General features: G+C 71.7%; 14 protein-coding genes. 11 read left to right on the forward strand and 3 right to left on the reverse strand.

Going from position 1 to position 19,346, the window contains the following annotated elements; all coding sequences use genetic code 11:
* Nucleotides 1–79: 79 nt before the first annotated feature.
* From ACIBF8_RS27445 to ACIBF8_RS27470, 6 genes are all read left to right on the forward strand, one after another.
* On the forward strand, nucleotides 80–1,039 hold the full coding sequence (locus tag ACIBF8_RS27445; protein ID WP_396786790.1) for an acetamidase/formamidase family protein: 960 nt from the start codon (nucleotides 80–82) through the stop codon (nucleotides 1,037–1,039).
* A 62-nt stretch (nucleotides 1,040–1,101) separates the two neighbouring features.
* The gene (locus ACIBF8_RS27450; protein WP_396786792.1) at nucleotides 1,102–2,520 is read left to right on the forward strand and encodes a PQQ-binding-like beta-propeller repeat protein; all 1,419 of its coding nucleotides are present in this window, start codon (nucleotides 1,102–1,104) and stop codon (nucleotides 2,518–2,520) included.
* A gap of 81 nt (nucleotides 2,521–2,601) precedes the next feature.
* Nucleotides 2,602–3,705: an endonuclease domain-containing protein gene (locus tag ACIBF8_RS27455; protein WP_396786794.1), complete on the forward strand. Its 1,104-nt coding sequence runs from the start codon at nucleotides 2,602–2,604 to the stop codon at nucleotides 3,703–3,705.
* Complete coding sequence (locus tag ACIBF8_RS27460; RefSeq protein ID WP_396786795.1) at nucleotides 3,702–4,397, forward strand: hypothetical protein; 696 nt, start codon at nucleotides 3,702–3,704, stop codon at nucleotides 4,395–4,397. The genes ACIBF8_RS27455 and ACIBF8_RS27460 overlap by 4 nt, the downstream gene beginning before the upstream one ends.
* Nucleotides 4,394–7,684, forward strand: coding sequence for an ATP-binding protein (locus ACIBF8_RS27465; protein ID WP_396786797.1), 3,291 nt, complete (start codon nucleotides 4,394–4,396; stop codon nucleotides 7,682–7,684). Before ACIBF8_RS27460 ends, ACIBF8_RS27465 begins: the two co-directional genes overlap by 4 nt.
* Nucleotides 7,685–7,693: 9 nt before the next feature.
* Nucleotides 7,694–8,026, forward strand: a complete 333-nt coding sequence (locus tag ACIBF8_RS27470) for a putative quinol monooxygenase (RefSeq protein ID WP_396786799.1) — start codon at nucleotides 7,694–7,696, stop codon at nucleotides 8,024–8,026.
* A gap of 25 nt (nucleotides 8,027–8,051) precedes the next feature.
* Here ACIBF8_RS27470 and pdxY read toward each other — a convergent pair whose 3' ends face one another.
* The 3 genes from pdxY to ACIBF8_RS27485 all read right to left on the reverse strand — a co-directional run bounded on the left by pdxY (nucleotide 8,052) and on the right by ACIBF8_RS27485 (nucleotide 11,171).
* Nucleotides 8,052–8,903 carry a pyridoxal kinase PdxY gene (gene pdxY, locus ACIBF8_RS27475; RefSeq protein ID WP_396786801.1) on the reverse strand — a complete coding sequence of 284 codons (852 nt, stop codon included), beginning with the start codon at nucleotides 8,901–8,903 and terminating at the stop codon, nucleotides 8,052–8,054.
* A 239-nt stretch (nucleotides 8,904–9,142) separates the two neighbouring features.
* Entirely contained in the window at nucleotides 9,143–9,937 is a 795-nt protein-coding gene (locus ACIBF8_RS27480; RefSeq protein ID WP_396786802.1) for a S1 family peptidase, read from the reverse strand.
* A 217-nt stretch (nucleotides 9,938–10,154) separates the two neighbouring features.
* Nucleotides 10,155–11,171: a LacI family DNA-binding transcriptional regulator gene (locus ACIBF8_RS27485; RefSeq protein WP_396786804.1), complete on the reverse strand. Its 1,017-nt coding sequence runs from the start codon at nucleotides 11,169–11,171 to the stop codon at nucleotides 10,155–10,157.
* A gap of 259 nt (nucleotides 11,172–11,430) precedes the next feature.
* Between ACIBF8_RS27485 and ACIBF8_RS27490 the strand changes: the two genes are divergently transcribed.
* The 5 genes from ACIBF8_RS27490 to ACIBF8_RS27510 all read left to right on the forward strand — a co-directional run bounded on the left by ACIBF8_RS27490 (nucleotide 11,431) and on the right by ACIBF8_RS27510 (nucleotide 19,321).
* Nucleotides 11,431–13,785: an AbfB domain-containing protein gene (locus ACIBF8_RS27490; RefSeq protein ID WP_396786806.1), complete on the forward strand. Its 2,355-nt coding sequence runs from the start codon at nucleotides 11,431–11,433 to the stop codon at nucleotides 13,783–13,785.
* A 424-nt stretch (nucleotides 13,786–14,209) separates the two neighbouring features.
* Entirely contained in the window at nucleotides 14,210–15,502 is a 1,293-nt protein-coding gene (locus ACIBF8_RS27495) for a cytochrome P450 (RefSeq protein ID WP_396786808.1), read from the forward strand.
* Nucleotides 15,503–15,763: 261 nt separating this feature from the next.
* Nucleotides 15,764–16,246: a helix-turn-helix transcriptional regulator gene (locus tag ACIBF8_RS27500; protein ID WP_396786810.1), complete on the forward strand. Its 483-nt coding sequence runs from the start codon at nucleotides 15,764–15,766 to the stop codon at nucleotides 16,244–16,246.
* 254 nt (nucleotides 16,247–16,500) lie between these two features.
* On the forward strand, nucleotides 16,501–18,900 hold the full coding sequence (locus ACIBF8_RS27505; protein ID WP_396786811.1) for a nitrate- and nitrite sensing domain-containing protein: 2,400 nt from the start codon (nucleotides 16,501–16,503) through the stop codon (nucleotides 18,898–18,900).
* A gap of 16 nt (nucleotides 18,901–18,916) precedes the next feature.
* The gene (locus ACIBF8_RS27510; protein ID WP_030490280.1) at nucleotides 18,917–19,321 is read left to right on the forward strand and encodes a roadblock/LC7 domain-containing protein; all 405 of its coding nucleotides are present in this window, start codon (nucleotides 18,917–18,919) and stop codon (nucleotides 19,319–19,321) included.
* Nucleotides 19,322–19,346: the final 25 nt, after the last annotated feature.

The raw sequence follows: 19,346 nt of genomic DNA on the forward strand, positions 1-19,346 counted from the left end.
GGGATGAATCGTGCGCGGCGGGTGTGCCCGGCACCCGCCGCGCACCCGGCGCGCGCTCCGGTGCCATTAGCCTGCACGGATGCGACACACCCTCACCCCGGGCGATGACAGCCTGCACGGCCACTTCTCCCCCGAGTTCCCGCTGGTGCTCACCATCGAACCGGGCGACACCGTCACCTATCGCACCCTGGACTGCTGGTGGTCCGCCGGCCCGTACCCCGGCGGGGCGAACCGGGACCGGCCCCGGGTCGCGCAGCATCGGCCCGATCACGGACACGCCCTGATCGGTCCCGTCGCGGTCCGCGGTGCTCGCGCGGGCCAGACCCTCGCGGTACGCATCGACGCGATCGTCCCGGCCACCTGGGGGACCACCGTGGCCGGCGGTTGGCCGAGCGGGTTCAACCAGCGCTACGGGGTGCAGGACCAACAGGTGGTGCACGTCTGGACGCTGGACCCGGAGACGATGACCGGCAGCAACCAGCACGGCCACACCCTCGCGCTGCGACCCTTCATGGGGGTGCTCGGCATGCCACCTGCCGAGCCGGGACTGCACTCCACGGTCCCGCCGCGCCGCTGGGGTGGCAACCTGGACTGTCGGGACCTCACCGCCGGCAGCACGCTCCTGCTGCCGATCCCGGTGGACGACGCGTTGTTCTCCGTCGGGGACGGGCACGCCGCACAGGGCGACGGTGAGGTCGGCGGCACCGCGATCGAGTGCCCGATGGACGAGGTGACGTTGACCTTCGACGTCCGCGACGACTTCCCGATCACCGGCCCGGTGGCCCGTACCGCCGACGCGTGGCTGACCCTGGGCGTCGGTGCGACCCTCGACGACGCCACGTTCACGGCGCTGGAGTCCATGCTGACCCTGATGCAGCGGCTGCACGACCTCAGCCGCGCGGACGCGGTGGCGCTGGCCAGCATCGCGGTCGACGTGCGGGTGACGCAGATCGTCAACGAGGCCGTCGGCGCGCACGCGGTGCTCCGCGACGACGCGCTGCGCTGGCCGGACGCCGATTCTGTCGGGGGTCGTGGCTAGCGTGTGGTCACTGTCGCCGCGCCGGCCGGATCGCGCCGCTCGCTGACCCTCGGAGGCCCCCCATGTCCCAGGAGACGACCTACCTCGAACTGTCCGAAGTGGACGGTGCGCACAAGTTCTACGAGGTCATCGTCGACAACGCGACCCTGACGGTGCGCTACGGCCGGATCGGCGACCAGGGGCAGATCAAGGCGAGCGCCTATCCCGACAACGCCCGGGCCCGGGCCGCCGCGGCAAAGAAGATCGGCGAGAAGGTCCGCAAGGGCTACGCCCCGGCGATCCCCGGCGTCCGGCAGAAGCGCACCGTGTCCCGACGGCAGATCGTCAGCACCCGCTCCACCGCCCACACCGCCCCGGTGCTCTGGCGCTACGACTCGGGCGCCCCCGCCTTCGGCATCTTCGTCGACGGGCAGCACTGCATGGTCGGCAACGAGCACGGTGTCATCACCACGCTCGACCACGACGCCCAGGTGCGCAGCCAGGTCCGCCTCCCTGACGGGGTGAAGTGCATCGTGGCCGACGACGCCTGGATCTACGCCGGCTGCGACGACGGCAACGTCTACGACCTGTCCGGCAAGGTGCCCCGAGTGGCGTACGCGATCGCCCCGGAGATCGACATCTACTGGCTGGACATCCACGACGGCGTCCTCGGCGTCTCGGACGCCGACGGCGGGATCACCGCCGTCGACCACGAGGACGAGTTCCTGTGGCGTCGACCCGGGCGGGGTCGCTCGGCCTGGATGGTGCGGTGCGACGACGACGCCGTCTACCACGGCCATTCGCGGGGCGTGACCGGCTACGAGTGGCGTACCGGCCGCGAACTGTGGCACACCACGACCGGTTCGGTGCTCTTCGGCTGGCAGGAGCACGGCAGTGTGTTCGCCGGGACGAGCACCCGTGAGGTGGTGCGCCTGTCCAAGGCGGGTCGACTCGAACGCAGCTACCGCTGCGACGCCCCGGTCTTCTCCTGCGCCACCGCCGAGGGCGGGCAGTACGTCTTCGCCGGTGACAGCCAGTCCTCGATCTACTGCTTCGACGCGGCGGGCACCCGGCTGTGGAAACTCGGCACCGGCTGCGGCTCGGCATACTCCATGCAGTACCACGACGACCGGCTCTACATCGTCACCACCGGCGGCCATCTGGCCTGCATCGACGCGAGCGAGCCGGCGATCCGGGCGGCCCAGGCCGGCGAGGTGCCGCAGGTACGCGACATCAAGGCCCCACGTCAGGCACCCCAGGCGGTGCGACCGACGATCGTCGAGGTGACCACCGACGCGGGCGCGGGCGTGGTCGTGCAGTGCCTGGACGACCGCGGGCGGCTGCGGGTTCAGGTGCTGTCCGACGGCTACCGGCGCGACTGGTCGGTGCAGTTCCCCAAGGGGATTCGCGAGCCGGGCGCCCGCTATCTGGTGACCGAGGTGCGGGAGTCCAGCCGCGGCGGGTTCTACCGGGCGTACGGCGACATCCGCCGCCTGCGCTGAACGGCGGTCGCCTCGCCCCCGGGAGCCCGGCCGGCACCGATGGGTCACCTGTCCCGTCCGCCCGTGTCGTAGGGTGCCCGCATGGCGCACCCCGTCCGGGCCGAAGGCGAGGCCAACGGGGCCTGGTGGGCCGCCCCGCCGATGCGGCGGGTGAGTCACCTGCCAGCCGTCGACCCGGAGCTGCTGCGAGTGGCACTCGACCCGTTGCCGTTGGCGGCGCCCGCGATCGTGCACTTCCGGCCCAGGGTGGTGGGTTCGCTCGGTGACCTGCTGGACGACCTGCTCGACCAGTTGGACAACGCGGCGCTCGCGATGTTTCCCAGCTGGCTGGCGGGCGCCGACGGTGTCGACAGCGGCGGCACGCTCGGCGTGGCGGCGGTGCGCGCCCTCGCAGCCCGTGCCGCCGCCCGCTCCCGGCACTTCGGCCCGTTCCTCGCGGACCTCGCCGAGCGTGGGCTGCGCGGGCCCCGCCCACCCGTCGGCCGGTCCCGCTTCGCACCGGGAGTCCGCGCCGCCGGGCTCGCCCGAGTGATCGCCGACGCGTACGGCCGGGAGGGCTGCGTACTCGTCGTCGCCCTGCCCGAGCTGGGTGCGGATGCCGAGCGGGCACTGGTGGCCGCCGCCGAGTGGCTGGTGCGGCACGGCGGCTTCACGGTGTGGTTGGCCGGCGCACCCCTGCGCCACGCCGACCGGGTGCGCTCGGTGTCGATGATGGTGCCGGCGCGATTCGCCGGGCTGATCACCGCGCTCGATCGGATGCCGGCCACCGCCGCCGAACCGGAGCCGACGGTGCTGCCCTGGCCGCCGATCGCGGGCGTGCCACGCGGTGACAGCGCCGCCGAGCAGGCGTTGGAGCGTGCGCTCGCACCGCACGACTGGGCGCGGGGCCGGCGGTGGAACCAGACCTACGAGTGGCACGTGTTGGGTACCGCGTACCGCCTGGATCTGTTTTGGCCCACGGAGGGTCTTGCGGTCGAGGTGGACGGCCCGGAGCATCGTGGGCGAATCGCTTTCGCCAACGACCGGCGGAGGGACGTGCAGCTGCAACTGCTCGGGCTGGACGTGCTCCGCTTCACCAACGAGCAGGTGCTCACCGACGTGCCGGCGGTGGTCGACGGGATCCGTCGGCTGCTGGCCCGGCGACGCGCGGACGGCACGCACCCACACGGAGATGAGACATCATGACGAGCCCGGCGGACGTCCCGCACCTGACGCCGAACCAGATCAACGCCCTCGTGGTGCTGATGGTCGAGGCGCGCCGACTCACCAACGTCGAGCTGAAGGAGCTGGCCGGCTTCACGCTGACCGGCAAGGACAATCGCAAGCTCGTCGACCTCGGCCTGGTCGACACCGACAAGTCCCGCCGGACGTTCGCCCACGAGCTGACCGACGAAGGCTGGCGGGTGGCACGTCAACTGCACACCACCGTGCCGCCGAAGCAGGGCGGGTCGACCACCCGGTCGCTGTTCGTCGTCCTGTCCAACCTGCACCGTTCGCTGGACCGGCTGCGGGTCAGCCACGGCGACTTCTTCAAGCAGACCGGGGCGACGGCCCCGCCGGCCGGCGAGTCGCGCCACGACGCACCGGCACCGGCGGCGGCACCCGCAGCCGCGGTGGAGGTGGAGGCGCTGGTTCGGTCAGCGTACCGGGACCTGGCCACCGCGCCGGGCGCCTGGGTCGGCCTCGCCGACGTCCGGGACCGGCTCGCCGACACCGATCGGGCCGCCCTGGACGCGGCGTTGCGGGCGATGGTCGGCCGGGAGGACGTCCGCATCATCCCGGTGGCGAACACCAAGTCACTGACCGCCCGGGACCGGGCCGCGGCCGTCCGGATCGGGAACGAGGACAACCACGCCCTGGCGATCGGCCCGGCGTGATCTCCGACGACCAGCGAGCCGCGCTGGAGGCGGTGAGTCTCAACCCGGCGGTCACCCCGGACGACGTCTGGCGACCGAGCCCGCACAACGTGCCGGAGCTGCACGAGAAGGTGGTCGCGGAGATCCTGCGCGGGGTGGCGCGGGCCCGCACCGACGACACGAGCATGCCGCTCGGCGTGGCCATGCAGGGCCGCGCGGGCGCCGGAAAGACGCACCTGCTCGGGGCGGTCCGCGAACGGATCCAGCGCGACGGCGGCTACTTCTTCCTGGTCGACATGGTCAGCGGCAAGACATTCTGGGAGAGCGTCGCCCTGGCCCTGGTGGAGGGGATGGGCCGCCCCCACGTCGGCTGGGGCACCCAGCTGAAGACCTTCCTGCGTCGACTCACCCCCCAGCTCGGCCTGCCGGTGGAGGTCCGCGACGCGGTCGCCGGCGCCCGACCAGTGACCCGTGCGCAGCTCGACACCTTCATCTGGGCGCTGCGCGAACGCGATCGGGAGGTCGGACGGGACGCCCAGGACACCGCGCGGGCGCTCGTCCTGCACGGAGCCATCGACTTCGAGGCACAGGACGTCGGTTACGCCCACCTGATCTCCGAACCCGGCGACCCGGCCGCGCGGGCGGCGTGGGGGTTGAGCGCCGCGATCCGCACCCCGCAGCAGATCGTGCAGGACGTCTCCCGGCTGATGGCCTTGACGCTGGACCCCACGGTCATCGCCGTGGACCAGCTCGACACGCTGTTCGCCCAGACCAGCACCTCACTGCTCAACCATCACCACGGGTTGGAGGACAGCCAGGCCAAGGTGCTCGGCCCGATCGCCGACGGCCTGCTCAAGCTCCGCGACATCACCCGACGCACGCTGGTCGTCGTCTCGTGCCTGCCGGACACCTGGGTGTTGATGACCCGCACCGTGCCCACTCCGGTCGGTGACCGGTTCCGGACGTCGACCCTGCCGGACCGGATCCCCACCCCGGAGATCGGGCAGGCGATCGTGGCGAAGCGCCTCGCTGCCGCGTTCGCGGGTATGTACTTCGGGCCACCGCACCCCACCTGGCCGATCGCCCCCGCCGCCTTCGCCGACGCCCCCACCCTGACGCCCCGCGCCCTGCTTCGCCGGGTGGACCGTCACCTCGCCTGGTGCCGTGACCGCGACGAGGTGGTCGAGCTCGACCGGCTCATCGACGGCGCCGAGTCGACACCGACGGCGGGCGCCGGGCGCGGCGCGGCCGGCGAGCCGACCACGGACGAACGCCGCCTGCACGAGTTGGACGCCCGCTTCGCCGAGCTGGTCGAGGCCGCGGACGTGTCGGCCGCCGTCGACCCGGCCAGCGAGGACGAGCACATGCCACCGCTGCTCGCCGCCGGCCTGGCCGCCTGGATCGCCGAGCAGGCGCCGACCGGCGCCACCTACAAGTACGATCCGCCGCCCGGGCGCAAGCCCGCGCTGCACGGGCGGCTGATCGAGGTGCTCGACGAGGCCACCGAGAACGAGGCGCACTGGTGTTTCCGGGCCATCGCCCACCCCAATGCCGTCGCCGTCACCGCCCGGGTGAAGGCCGCGTGCACGCTCGCCGGGCTGGACCGGGACCTGCCACAACGACGACTGATCCTGCTGCGCAACGGTCCGTGGCCGACCGGGAAGCGTACGACCGAGGTGTTGACCGGCTTCGACGCGGCCGGCGGCCTCCGGTGCGCCGTGTCGGAGGCGGACCTGCGGGTCTTCGCGGCGCTGCGGGTGATGGCGACCGAGCCGTCCACGGCCTTGCAGGAGTGGCTGGTGGCCCGACGCCCGGCCAGCGGCACCGAGCTGTTCCGCGCGGTCCTGCCCGGTCCCGACGGTACGCGCGACGACCGGCCGGCGGCGCCCGACGACGGTGACCCGACGGCACCGCCCGACCCGCCGGCACCGCCCGACGAGGGTGACCCGTTGTGGCGCGGCGGCGGTCCCGATCCGACCAGCGCGCCGGTCGCCGACGAGGCCGGTGGGCCGTCGACCGGTGCGGCCGTGGTGCCCGTACCCGGTAGCGCTGTCGACCGCACGGTCGGCACCGACGGTCGGGCCATCGGCCTGGGGCGGACCGTCGACGGTGGTCACCCGTTCACGGTGCCCCTGGAGTCGCTGCGCCGCCACGCCGTGGTGTTCGCCGGGTCCGGCTCGGGCAAGACGGTGCTCATCCGTCGCCTGGTCGAGGAGTGCGCCCGCGAGGGCGTCTCCGCGATCGTGCTCGACCCCAACAACGACCTCGCCCGGCTCGGTGACGCGTGGCCCGAACCGCCGAGCGGCTGGGCTCCTGGCGACGCCGAACGCGCCACCGACTACCTCGCGCACACCGAGGTGGTGGTGTGGACGCCCCGGGTCACCGCCGGCCGGCCGCTGAGCTTCCAGCCGCTGCCGGACTTCACCTCACTGCGGGACTGGCCCGACGAGTTCGACCAGGCGGTCCGCTCCGCCGTGGAGGCGCTCGCGCCCCGGGCCGGCGTGGACCGGTCGGGCCGGCTCGCGCAGCAGGGCAAGGCCGTCCTCACCGAGGCCCTGCAGGCGTACGCGCGCAGCGGGTTGGTGGGCCTGCCCGGCTTCACCGAGTTCCTCACCGAGCTGCCCGAAGGGGTCAGCCGGCTGGCTCGTGCCGGGAAGCTCGCCGAGGAGTTGGCCGAAGCGCTCAAGGCGGCGATGGTCACCGATCCGCTCTTCGGCGGGGTCGGCGCGCCGGCCGACCCGGGGCTGCTGCTGACGCCCTCGCCGGGGCGACGGGCCCGGGTCTCGGTGATCAGCTTCGTCGGCCTCACCTCCGACCAGGAGCGGCAGAGCTTCGTCAACCAGTTGCAGATGGCGCTCTTCGCGTGGATCAAACGGCACCCGGCCGGCGACCGGCCGCTGGGCGGGCTGTTCGTGATGGACGAGGCGCAGACGCTCGCGCCGTCGACCGGCACCACCGCCTGCACCGCGAGCTCGATCGCGCTCGCCTCGCAGGCCCGCAAGTACGGGCTCGGGCTGGTCTTCGCCACCCAGGCGCCCAAGGGTCTGCACAACCAGATCTCCGGCAACGCGACGACCCAGTTCTTCGGGCTGCTCAACGCACCCGCGCAGATCGACGCGGCCCGACAGTTGGCCGAGGCCAAGGGCGGTCGAATTCCGGACATCGGCCTGCTCAACAGCGGCGAGTTCTACGCCGCCGGGGAGGGGTTCTCGTTCGTCAAGGTCCGTACCCCGCTGTGCCTCACCCACCATCCGAAGGCTCCGTTGAGCCCGGAGGAGGTTGTCGCCCGCGCCCGCCCGGCTGGGTAGCCTGAGGCCATGATCTTCATTACCGCCAAGTTCCGGGTCCTGGCCGAGCACGCCGACCGGTGGCCGCAGATCGCCGCCGAGTTCACCGAGGCGACTCGCGCGGAGCCGGGCTGCCTGTGGTTCGACTGGTCCCGCAGCGTCGACGACCCGACCGAGTACGTGCTGGTCGAGGCATTCCGTGACGATCACGCCGGCGCGGCCCACGTGCAGTCCGCGCATTTCCGCGCGGCCCAGGAGACGTTGCCACCGCACCTGGCCGAGACGCCGCGCATCGTGAACGCCACCGTGCCGCAGGAGGACTGGTCGTTGCTCGGCGAGATGGCCGTCCCCGAGGGCCGCTGACCGCCGCCGGCCCGCGACCCGCCCGTCAGCGCAGCCGGCGGGCGGTGAACCGGGCCGGCGGGTCGGCGATCACGTCCTGCGCCGCGATCAGCTGGATCTCCCGGGTGCCCGCCGCGAGCGTCGCCTCCAGGACGGCGAAGACGGAGGCGATGGTGCGTTCCAGCGCGGTCGCGGGCGAGCCGGTCGTGCACAGGTGCGCGAGGTACAGCGCGGCGGTGACGTCGCCTCCGCCGTTCGGGTTGATCGGCAGCAGCGGCGTGGTCACCGCCCAGGCGCCCTCGTCGGAGACCGCCACCACCTCCAGCGAGTCCGGCGGCAGGTCGCCGTGCAGCACGCTGGTCACCAGGACGTGCCGCGGCCCGGTGGCGCGCACCAGGTCGACCGCGTCGAGCACCTCGGCCAGCGAGTTCGTCGTACGGCCGGCGAGGAAGTCGAGCTCGAAGTGGTTCGGCGTGATGATGTCCGCGCGCGGCACGACGGTGTCGCGCAGGTACTCCGGGATGCCCGGCCGGACGAACATCCCCCGACCGGCGTCGCCCATCACCGGGTCACAGCAGTACACCGCCGCCGGATTGGTCGCCTTGACCTTCGCCACCGCGTCCAGGATCACCGCGCCCATGGCCGGGTCGCCCTGGTAGCCGGAGAGCACCGCGTCGGCGCCGCCGAGGACGCCGCGGTCCTCGATGCCCGCGATCACCTCGGCGACGTCGGCCGCCGGCAGCATCGGGCCCCGCCACGCGCCATACCCCGTGTGGTTGGAGAAGTGCACGGTCAGGACCGGCCAGACCTCGTGACCGAGCCGTTGCAGCGGAAAGGCCGCCGCCGAGTTGCCGACGTGACCGTAGGCGACCGACGACTGGATGGACAGGATCTTCACCGGCCCATCATCGCCGCTGGGGCCGCCGCCGCAGGCACGGCCCGCCGTTTCTGTCGGGTGGCCCACTCGCCGCCCGCCGTTGTGCTCCGGTGGCGCACTCGCCGCCCGCCGTTGTGCTCCGACGGCGCACTCGCCGTCCACCGTTGTGCTCCGGTGGCGCACTCGCCGTCCGCCCTCTACGGGAGGCACGAGCGGGCGGCCCGGACCGCGTGGTCCGGGCCGCCCGAGCGGGCGTACGGTCAGCCGCCGAGGCTCGCCGCGGCCGAGGCGATCGATGAGGCGAAGTAGCTCACCTGGGTGTAGACACCCGGGTAGTTGGGCCGGGCGCAGCCGTTGCCCCAGCTGACGATGCCGACCTGGATCCAGGCGTTGCTGGCGTCGCGGCGGAACATCGGGCCACCCGAGTCACCCTGACAGGTGTCCGTGCCGCCGCTGGCGTAGCCGGCGCAGATCTCCTGGGCGGGGATGAGGTCGCCCCCGTAGTTGGCGTTGCAGACGGAGTCGCTGACGAACGGGACGGTCGCCTTGAGCAGGTACCGCTGCTGGCCGCCGCCCTCGCGAGCGGCACCCCAGCCGGCGACGGTGAAGGTGCCGCTGTCGTAGGCGGTCGTGGTGGTGATCGGCAGCGTGCTCAGCCCGGTCACGGGGCTGGCCAGCCGGATCAGCGCCCAGTCCCGGCCGGCACCGTTGTAGCCGGGGGCACGGTAGACGTAGTTGGACCGGACGGTGATCCGGCTGGACGACTGGAGGTCGACCACCCCGAGCGTCGCGGTGATGCTGGTGTTGGTGCCGGTCGAGCCCACGCAGTGCGCCGCGGTGAGCACCAGCCGGGGGCTGTACAGCGCCCCGCCGCAGCCCATCGAGAGGCGCACCATGAACGGGAACTCGCCCTCAGCGGCGCGGGTGCCGCCGACGACGTTCGGCGTCACGGGGCTGTCGGCCGCGGCGGCCGGCGCGGTGAGGGTGAGGCTGGCCGCGGTCACCGCGGCCAACGCGGTGGCCAGCAGGCCAGTGAGGGTACGCCAGCGAACCATGCATTCCTCCGCATCAGGATGGCACGCCTCGTGAGCGCACCGCAGATCGAGATAGCGGTCATCATATTGAGGGATATGGATCTAGCGGGTCATCCTCTCTGGGTCGTACCACCGGCGCTATGGATCGCCGGGGCGCCGCGACGGCCCGGCGGCTTGGCGGCTCGGCAGCTCGGCGGCTTGGCGGCTTGGCGGCTCGGCGGCTCGGCCGCGCCGGGCGTCAGTCGCCCGGCGTTCCGGTGCTCTCCCGTCGGATGAGCCGGAACGGCGTCTGCACGGTCAGCGGTCCCGCGACCTCGGCGCCCTCGATGCGGGCGATCAGGCGGCGCACCGCGAGACGGCCGATCTCCCGCTTGTCCGGCGCGATCGTGGTGAGGGTCGGGGCACTGAACCGCCCCTCCTCGATGTCGTCGATCCCGACCACCGCGACGTCCTCGGGCACCCGGTGACCGGCCTCGGCCAACGCCCGCAGCGCACCGATGGCGACCAGGTCGTTGTAACCGAACACCGCGTCCGGCGGGTCACCGAGGGCGAGCAGGTCCCGCATTGCCCGCCTGCCATCGAGCCGGCCGAACGCGTCGGTGCGGGCGACCAGCCGCGGCCGGTACGGCAGGCCGGCGGCAGCCAGGGCCTCCCGGTAGCCACGGAACCGCAGGTGCGCCGACTGCCGGTCACCGCCCGGGGTGGCGCCGATGAACGCGATCCGGCGACGGCCGATCGCGACCAGATGCCGGATCGCCGTGTGACTGGCGGCCACGTTGTCGATGGCGATGTGATCGTGCGGGACGTCGTAGACGCCCTCGCCGATCAGCACGAGGGGGCCGTCGGCGGTCCGGGCCAGCACCTCCTCCCGACCGACGCGCACCGGACTGAGGATCAAGCCGTCGATGATGCGTCGCCGCGAGCCGTCGAGAAGCGCCAACTCCGCCCCCCGGTCCGCGGCGGTGTTCTCCATGACGAGGGTGTAGCCGAGCGCGGCGGCCTCGGCGATGGCGATCTCGGCAAGCTCGGCGAAGTACGGGTTAGTCAGCTCCGGGATGGCCAGGGCGATCAGGCCGGTACGACCCCGACGCAGGTGTCGGGCGCCGAGGTTGGGGCTGTACCCGAGCTCGTCGATCGCCTGCTGCACGCGCTGCCGGGTCCGCTCCCCCACCGGCCGGTACCCGTTGACCACGTTCGAGACGGTGGCCAGTGACACGCCGGCGCGCTGGGCGATGTCCTTGAGATTGACGCCCATCCACCACCCTTTCGCGAATTCGGCCGGCGGACCGTCGAAACATTGACGAACAAGCATTGACGGAACACCCGGCACGGCTCTATAACGTTATACAGGCGATGATGGATGTCAATATTTTTCGTCGCCGTTCGGCGCGTGGAGATCCCACCGACATCCGTCGCTGACGCCCCGTCCCTCGTCAATGACCACCCGATGCCCACCACCCGCGCGCTTCGGGCCTGGCTGCACCGCCCGCGGCGACTCGTCCCCCGGAGACGGCATGACACGTCACGTCCCCATCCGCCCCGCCCTGCCACTGCTGCTCATCCTCGCCCTGGTCGCCGGCGTTCTCACCGCGCCAACCCGGTCCGCGTACGCCGCACCGGCCAAGACGCCGCCACTGACCACCCCCTGGACCGGTCAGGCCCTGACCGGCACACCACTGCCCGAATACCCGCGACCGCAGATGACGCGGCCGGACTGGCTCAACCTCAACGGCGAGTGGCAGCTCCGCCAGTCGACCACCGACGACGCCCCCCAGTTCGGCACCGCCCTGCCAGAGCGGGTCAACGTGCCCTTCCCGGTGGAGAGCGCCCTGTCCGGCATCGGGCGGGCCGCCAACGACAACCGCAACTACCTGTTCTACCGACGCACCGTCACCATCCCGGCGAACTGGTCGGGCCGGCGGACCCTGCTGCACTTCGGTGCCGTCGACTGGCAGAGCACCGTCTGGGTCAACGGTGTCCGGGTCGGCGCGCACACCGGCGGCTACGACGCCTTCACCTTCGACGTGACACCCCAGCTCACCGCCGGGGCGAACGAGATCGTCGTCAAGGTCTGGGATCCCACCGACACCCGGCAGAACGGCAGCCTGCCGGCCATCGGCAAGCAGACCAAGACGCCCGGTGGGATCTTCTACACCCCCAGCTCGGGCATCTGGCAGACGGTCTGGTTGGAGCCGGTGCCCACCGCCTCGATCAGCAGCGTGGACGTCTACCCGAACCTCGCCACCAACTCCCTGCGGGTCCGGGTCTTCACCCGGGGCGACGTGAGCGGCCACACCGTGCTCGCCGAGGCGCTGAACGGAAGCACCGTGGTCGGCTCGGCCACCGGCGGCTTCACCGACTTCAGCGTGCCGGTGCCCAATGCCCGCCGCTGGTCACCCGAAGACCCGTTCCTCTACAACCTTCGGATCACCCTGCGCAACGGCGCAGGTGCCGCCGTGGACCGGATCACCCACTACTTCGGCATGCGGGAGATCACCACCGGCCTGGTCAACGGCGTGCTGCGCCCCAAGCTCAACGGCCAGTTCGTGTTCCAGGTCGGCACCCTCGACCAGGGCTTCTGGCCGGACGGGCTCTACACCGCGCCGACCGACGCCGCCCTCGCCTTCGATCTGCAGAAGCACAAGGACCTGGGCTTCAACATGGTGCGCAAGCACATCAAGGTCGAACCGCAGCGCTGGTTCTACCACGCTGACCGGCTCGGCCTGCTGGTCTGGCAGGACATCCCGTCGCTGACCGCACAGGACATCGACCCCACCGATGCTCAGCAGGCGCAGTTCGAGGCGGAGGCGCGCGAGATCGTCGACGAGCACCGCAGCTCGCCTGCCGTAGTCGCGTACACGCCCTACAACGAGGGCTGGGGCGAGCGTTCCCTCGCCGACACCCGCCGGGTCGCGCAGAACATCAAGAACCAGGACCCGACCCGCCTGGTCAACCCGCACAGCGGCCACAACTGCTGCCAGTCCCTCGGCAACCCCGGCAACGGCGACATCGACGACTGGCACGTCTACCTCGGACCGGACTCCCCCGTGCCGTCGAGCAGCCGGATCGCGGTGCTCGGTGAGTTCGGTGGCCTGGGGCTGCACACGCCGGGGCACGAGTACAGCCCGAACGGCAGCTTCTTCGCGTACGAGTGGCAAACCAGTGCGAGCGCCCTCACCGACCGGTACGTGGGGCTGGTGCAGGGCACCCAGAACCTGATGCTCGGCACGGGGCTCAGCGCCTCGATCTACACCGAGATCACCGACCTGGAGGGCGAGCTGAACGGCTTCCTCACCTACGACCGGCAGGTGATCAAGATGGACCAGGCGCGGGTCCGCGCCGCCAACACCGCCCTGATCAACGCCTCGAAGACCCTTGGCGGCTCAGGTCCCGTCGCCCTGCCGGTCAACACGCGACGGTCGTTGCAGGTGACCACGCCCGGCTTCACCAACCGGTATCTCCGCCACCGCGACAGCCTGGCCTACACGGAGGTGGTCGACGCCGCGAGTTCCAGCCTGCTCAAGGCCGACGCCACGTACACCATCCGGCCCGGCCTGGCCGGCACCGGTTGCTACTCGTTCGAATCGGTGAACTTTCCCGGGCAGTACCTCCGCCACCAGAACTCCCGGGTCCGCAACTCGCCGGACGACGGCTCCGCGCTGCTGCGCGCCGACGCCACCTGGTGTGCCCGCACCGGGTTGACCGGGTCGGGGGTGTCGCTGGAGTCGTACAACTTCCGCGGGAAGTACCTGCGGCACTACAACTCGGAGGTCTGGCTTAGCAACGGCGCCGGCGGCGACGCGTACAACACGCCGACGCTGTGGACCGCCGACAGCACCTGGGCCACCGCGGCCCCGTGGACGCCCTGACCGCTGCGCTGGCAGGTCGTCACGACACATACGTCGCGGGGGGTTCCGGCCTGGGCTGGAGCCTCCCGCGACGGTTCGGCGTCGTCGCGGGCTGGCTCATCCCGGCCAGGCCACGCCGTCACTCGCCGTCCCGGGGGTCGTTTCTCCGGTCATGGGGGAAAGCGGCGAGTCGACTCCACCGTCCGAGTTGGGTCGACTGGTGGCAACGATCGCGGCGCAACTTGCAGTTGGCCAGATCCGCTCGTCTGTTGCAACACGCAATTATGTCGAGAAATAAATAGACGAAGACCAATCTTGACTTGTACGGCCGGCCAGCGCACCGTAAAGAGCCAGAGGCAGATGCACACCATTTTCGGCCCAGCTGAAGTGGATCGCCGAATGGGCGCGCTGCCGGTTTCGCGCCGCGTGCATCAGGAGGCGTTCCATGCGGTTGAATCCGTTCGCCGGGGTCTATCTCACCGATCCCGCAAGCATGTGGCGGCGCATTCTTGACGATCCCGACGGCGTGCATTACGCCGAGGATCTGGACCTCTGGCTGATCAGCCGGCACGCCCACGTCCGGCGCGCCCTCGCCGACGCCACGACATTCGCCAACGCCCTCACCCTCGCGCCGGTCTACGAGGTCAGCGCGCCGGCGCTGAACGTGATCATGCAGATCGACGCGCCACCCACGACAGCCGCCGCGGACCCACCCGCGCACCCGCGCACCCGCCGGGCGCTACGGGCGACCTTCGCGAACACCGCCGAACGGGTCGAGGCCGAGTACGGGGCGATCGTGCGGCGCCGGGTCGACCAGTTGGTGTCCCGCCTGGCCGGCCGCGACGGTCACCAGGTCGACCTGATCCCGGAGTTCGCCACCGAGCTGCCCCTGCTGGTGGTCCTGGACATCCTCGGGGTGCCCGACGCCGACATCGGTCGGATCCGGAGCTGGGCGGACGGCCAGATCGCCCTCATCTGGGGGCAGCCCGACCCGACCGAGCAGGTACGCCTGGCTCAGGGCCTGCTGGAGTTCTGGCACTACTGCGAGGATCTGGTCCGCCAGCGGATGGACAGTGGCGACCGGGGCGACGACTTCATCAGTCGGGCGCTGGCCTACCGGGACGACGACGACACGGTGCTGACGGTACCCGAGGTGGCGAGCCTGGCCTTCAATCTCCTGGTCGCGGGCCACGAGACCACCGCCGGGTTGCTCGCGCACACCCTCGACCAAGCGCTGTCCACGCCGGGACGGTGGTCGGCGATCGCGGCGGACCCGGGAGTCGTTCCCGCGTTCGTGGGCGAGACGCTGCGCTTCGCGCCCGCCATCGACGGCTGGCTCCGGGTGACCACCCGGGACGTCACCGTGGGGGCGGTGACGATCCCGGCGGGGGCGCGCTGCCTGCTGCTGATCGGAGCCGCGAACCGGGACCCAGCGGTGTTCGCCGATCCGGACCGGTTCGACCCGCACCGGCCGGACGCGGGCAATCACCTCTCGTTCGGTCATGGTCCGCATTTCTGCATCGGCGCGGGATTGGCGCGACTTGAGGCAGGCATCGCCCTCACCCGGCTCGCAGAAGCCATTCCCGGCCTGCGGCTGTCGCCGGAGCAACATCGTTCGTACAAACCCAACGTCGCGTTTCGCGCGCACCATACACTGCTCGCGATAATCGATATCGCGGCGCCCGCGCACGCACCGGCGGCACGCGATGGCGCGACGGCCGAAGCGCACGCCGCCTGAGCGACGCGAGGGCCGGCGGTGCTGACCTACGGACCGGTCGACCGTCGGGGCGGTACGGCGTTGCCCGTCCCGGTCGGCGCACCGCCGCGCCCGCAACGCGTCCGGCCCGCACCTTTCCCGCTTTCGCCGGAATCCATGCCGGTGAACGTCTTCACACCCATCGCATCCTGGGTTAAGAATTGCCCTCTGTGAATGTTCAGCTCATCGGCCAATCACGATCTGGCGCCTGCTGCTGAATGTCCGTTCCACGAAGGTGAGCGCATGGAGCACACGTCCTCGTCGAGCTCGGCTCACTCTGCGGCCAGTCAGCGGTTCCGCTGGGAGTTGCGCAACTGCCGCGTCCAACGCGGCCTGACCCAGCGGGCACTGGCGGATCTGGTGCGATTCAGCCGGGAGACGGTCGCCGCGGTCGAGTCGGGTCGCCGGTTCGGCAGTCACGAGTTCGCGCTGCGCTGCGACGACGTGCTCGGCACCGGCGGCCGACTGGCCGCGCTGTGGCCACAGGTCGCGGCCGAGCAACTGGCGGCCGACGGTCGCCGAGGCCCCCGCGCTCCCGAGACGGCTCGACCGGAGCGGCCAGTGCCGCGTCAGCGAGGTCGACGCGACGCGCGCGACCCGGGAGCCGTTGTCGACGCGATCGATGAGCTGCGGGAACTGATCGGCCAGGTGCTCAACGGCCAACCCGAACCGGACGATCCGGAGCGGCCGCACCCACCGGCCGGCCAGCTCGACGACCGACGCTGACCCGACGAGCCCGCGGGCGACCTCGCGGCGTCACCGAGCGCTGACGTTGGGTACAGATGCTGGTACGGGCAGTTTGTACCACGGCCAGGTCTGGTCTACGAGCGCGGCTTCCGGCCGAATGGGACTTGCATTCGGCAACGTGCGGATAGACCGTCATCGACGAGTCGTGGGAGTCAATCTTGGCGTCGAGCAACCGGTCCCACGCGGCCAGACCCTACCCGACCCGGCGACGCGGTTGGAAGATTGCCGGCCGGATGCGCCTCATCGTCGCGGCCCCGCTCGTCGCTGTGATCGGCTTCGCCGGTCTCGCGCTCACCGAGAGCGCACGACAGACGGCCCGGGCCAGTGACCTCCAGGTCTTGGCGCAGCTCGGCGCCGAGGCCGGCGACCTGGCCTATCGGCTACAGCGCGAGCGCATCGCCGCCGCCGACCTGCTCACCTACGCCCGACCCGAGCAGCAGGACGCCTTCGGCGCGGAGATGGCGGCCACCGACGACGCCGTCGCCCGCTACCGCGCGCAGCGAGACCGGCTCTCCGCCGACGTGGACACCAACCCGGCCCTCCTGCGACGCATCGACGCGGCGCTGGACGGCCTCGCCCCGCTGCGCACCCAGGTGCGCACGGCGACGCACGCGTCGGTGTCGGCGATGACGTTCAGCTACCGCATCGCGATCGCCGATCTGATCAACTTCCGGGAGAACGTCTCACACGGGGTGGTGAACGCCCGACTCGCCGACGGGATCCGGGCCTCGGCGGCTTTGTCCAAGACCGCCGAGGCCATCGGTCAGCAGCAGGTGGCCGTGCTGCGCGCCGTCGCCGGCGGCGAGCTGACCCCGGCCATGCAACAGGACATCACCGCCGCCCGGACCAGCTACACCGAGTCGAGCCTGTCGTTCCTGGCCCTGGCCCCGCCCGAGTGGAGCATCTGGTGGGAGCAGGCCGGCACCGGCAAGGAGGCGCTCGCCCTGCAACGGATGCAGGACGAGGTTGCCCGGGCCCAGCCGGGGTCGCAGCTGCAACTGGAGACCAGCGCCTGGGTGTCCACCACGCAGACGCGTGCCGCCCGCCTGGCCGACCTGCGCGCCCGGGTCGACGACGCGGTCCGCGACGACGTTCGAGCCGCGCACGCCGACCAGCGCCGCCGGGCCGTGGCCGAGGCGGCCGGTGTCCTGCTGGCCCTGGTACTGACCGCGTTGGTGACCTGGGCCGTCGCGCGGCAGATCACCCGGCGGCTACGCCGCCTACGGGACGCGGCCAACGCCGTGGCGTTCGAGCAGCTGCCCGCCGTGGTGGCCCAGCTCCAGCAGCCCGGCAGCGCCACCGTCGACCCACACCGACTGGCCCGACAGCAGTCCAGTGCCGCCCTCGAACCGTCCAGCGACGACGAGATCGGCGAGCTGGGCCAGGCGTTCAGCGCGGTGCACCAGGCCGCCGTGCGGACCGCCGCCGAGCAGGCCGTCATGCGCGCGAACACCGCCGACATCTTCATCCACCTGAGCCGCCGCGAACAGCGACTCGTCGACGCCGTCCTGGCTCAGGTCGACCTGGTCGAGCGGGACGAGACCGATCCGGACCGGCTCGACCAGCTGTACACGCTGGACAATCTGGCCACCCGGATGGGTCGGATCAACGCCAGTCTGCTGGTGCTCGGCGGCGTCGGCGTCGGTCGCGTACGCCAGCGTGACGTGCCGCTACAACAGGTGTTGCAGGCCGCGCTGTCCCAGATCGAGCACTACGCGCGGGTCCGACTCGGCATGATCGACGGGGACGTCGCGGTGGCCGCCAAGACCGTCGACGAGGTCGTGCACCTGCTCGCCGAACTCATGGACAACGCCACGACGTACTCGCCGCCGGGCAGCGAGACCTGGGTCAGCGGCCGGAGCCTCGGTGACCGCGTCATCGTCCAGATCAGCGACGAGGGTGTCGGGCTGTCGCCGCAGCGGATGCAGCAGCTCAACGACCTGCTGGCCCACCCACCGGCCATCGACGTGGCAGCCGTCCGCGCCATGGGGCTGGTCGTCGTCGGTCAGCTCGCGGCCCGGCTGGGCGCCACCGTCCAACTACGACGAGGCCCCCGACGCGGCATCCTCGCCGAGGCGACACTGCCTGCGGCGATCATCCGATCGCTGCCACCGGAGGAGTACCTGCTCGCACCGGGCCGCTTGTCGCGGCGGGCAGCGCGGACGGCCAGCCCTCCGCCGCCGTACCAGCCGCGCCCCGAACCCACCGCCGGACGTCCCCCAGCCGAGCGGACCCTGCCGGCGGCTCCGGTCTTCCGACCGACTCCCCCATCTCCGGACCGGGGTGACGCGCCCACCGAGGAGCTCCTCATCTTCGAGCAGGTCAACCACTGGTTCCAGACCGATGTCGTCGATGGCCAGAACGGTCAGAACGGCCAGCAGTGGTCCAGCCCCGCCGACGACGCCTGGCGTACCGCCGCCCAGGCGCAGACCCCCGAGGTCGCCACGACCACCAACTCCGGTCTGCCCAAGCGGCAGCCGCAACGGCACCTGGTGCCCGGCGGCGTGACCGTGCCCCAGCAGCAACAACGGTCCGAGTACCGCGACCCGGCGCAGGTGGCGACGGCGATGGCCGCGTACGCGCGAGGCGTGGCGAACCGACGGCGCACCCCGATCAACCTCGGCAACAAATGACGCGACAGGAGAGCACGTGACCGACCAACAGGATCTCGGCTGGCTGCTGGACAACTTCGCCGCGCGCGCGACCGAGGTCAGCCACGCGATCGCCATTTCCAGCGACGGCCTGATGGTGGCCGCCACCCGCGACCTGCCACCGGACCGGGCCGACCAGTTGGCCGCCACGGGTAGCGGACTGGTCAGCCTGCTGCGGGGGGCGGCGGCCTTCTTCGACGCCGGCGCGGTGATCTCCAACGTCACGCAGCTCGAGGGCGGATTCATGTTCTCGATGGCCTTCAACGACGGTGCCTCGCTGCTGGTGCTCGCCGCGCCCGAGTGCGACGTGGGCAAGGTCTCCTACGAGATGACCGAGCTGGCCAACCGCATCGGGGACGCCCTGACCCCGGCTGCCCGAGCGGCACTCGCCCGCAGTCGCTGACAACCCCGGCGCCCCCACGCCGGAG

It is taken from the genome of Micromonospora sp. NPDC050276 (assembly GCF_044459545.1).
Classification (GTDB): Bacteria; Actinomycetota; Actinomycetes; order Mycobacteriales; family Micromonosporaceae; genus Micromonospora.

What these genes read in the sequence shown, in the direction of transcription:
- ACIBF8_RS27460 (WP_396786795.1), top strand. Translation starts at nt 3,702, where the DNA reads ATGACGAGCCCGGCGGACGTCCCGCACCTGACGCCGAACCAGATCAAC.
- ACIBF8_RS27490 (WP_396786806.1), top strand. Translation starts at nt 11,431, where the DNA reads ATGACACGTCACGTCCCCATCCGCCCCGCCCTGCCACTGCTGCTCATC.
- ACIBF8_RS27470 (WP_396786799.1), top strand. Translation starts at nt 7,694, where the DNA reads ATGATCTTCATTACCGCCAAGTTCCGGGTCCTGGCCGAGCACGCCGAC.
- ACIBF8_RS27505 (WP_396786811.1), top strand. Translation starts at nt 16,501, where the DNA reads ATGCGCCTCATCGTCGCGGCCCCGCTCGTCGCTGTGATCGGCTTCGCC.
- ACIBF8_RS27480 (WP_396786802.1), bottom strand. Translation starts at nt 9,937, where the DNA reads ATGGTTCGCTGGCGTACCCTCACTGGCCTGCTGGCCACCGCGTTGGCC.
- ACIBF8_RS27495 (WP_396786808.1), top strand. Translation starts at nt 14,210, where the DNA reads ATGCGGTTGAATCCGTTCGCCGGGGTCTATCTCACCGATCCCGCAAGC.
- ACIBF8_RS27485 (WP_396786804.1), bottom strand. Translation starts at nt 11,171, where the DNA reads ATGGGCGTCAATCTCAAGGACATCGCCCAGCGCGCCGGCGTGTCACTG.
- ACIBF8_RS27445 (WP_396786790.1), top strand. Translation starts at nt 80, where the DNA reads ATGCGACACACCCTCACCCCGGGCGATGACAGCCTGCACGGCCACTTC.
- ACIBF8_RS27500 (WP_396786810.1), top strand. Translation starts at nt 15,764, where the DNA reads ATGGAGCACACGTCCTCGTCGAGCTCGGCTCACTCTGCGGCCAGTCAG.
- ACIBF8_RS27455 (WP_396786794.1), top strand. Translation starts at nt 2,602, where the DNA reads ATGGCGCACCCCGTCCGGGCCGAAGGCGAGGCCAACGGGGCCTGGTGG.
- ACIBF8_RS27450 (WP_396786792.1), top strand. Translation starts at nt 1,102, where the DNA reads ATGTCCCAGGAGACGACCTACCTCGAACTGTCCGAAGTGGACGGTGCG.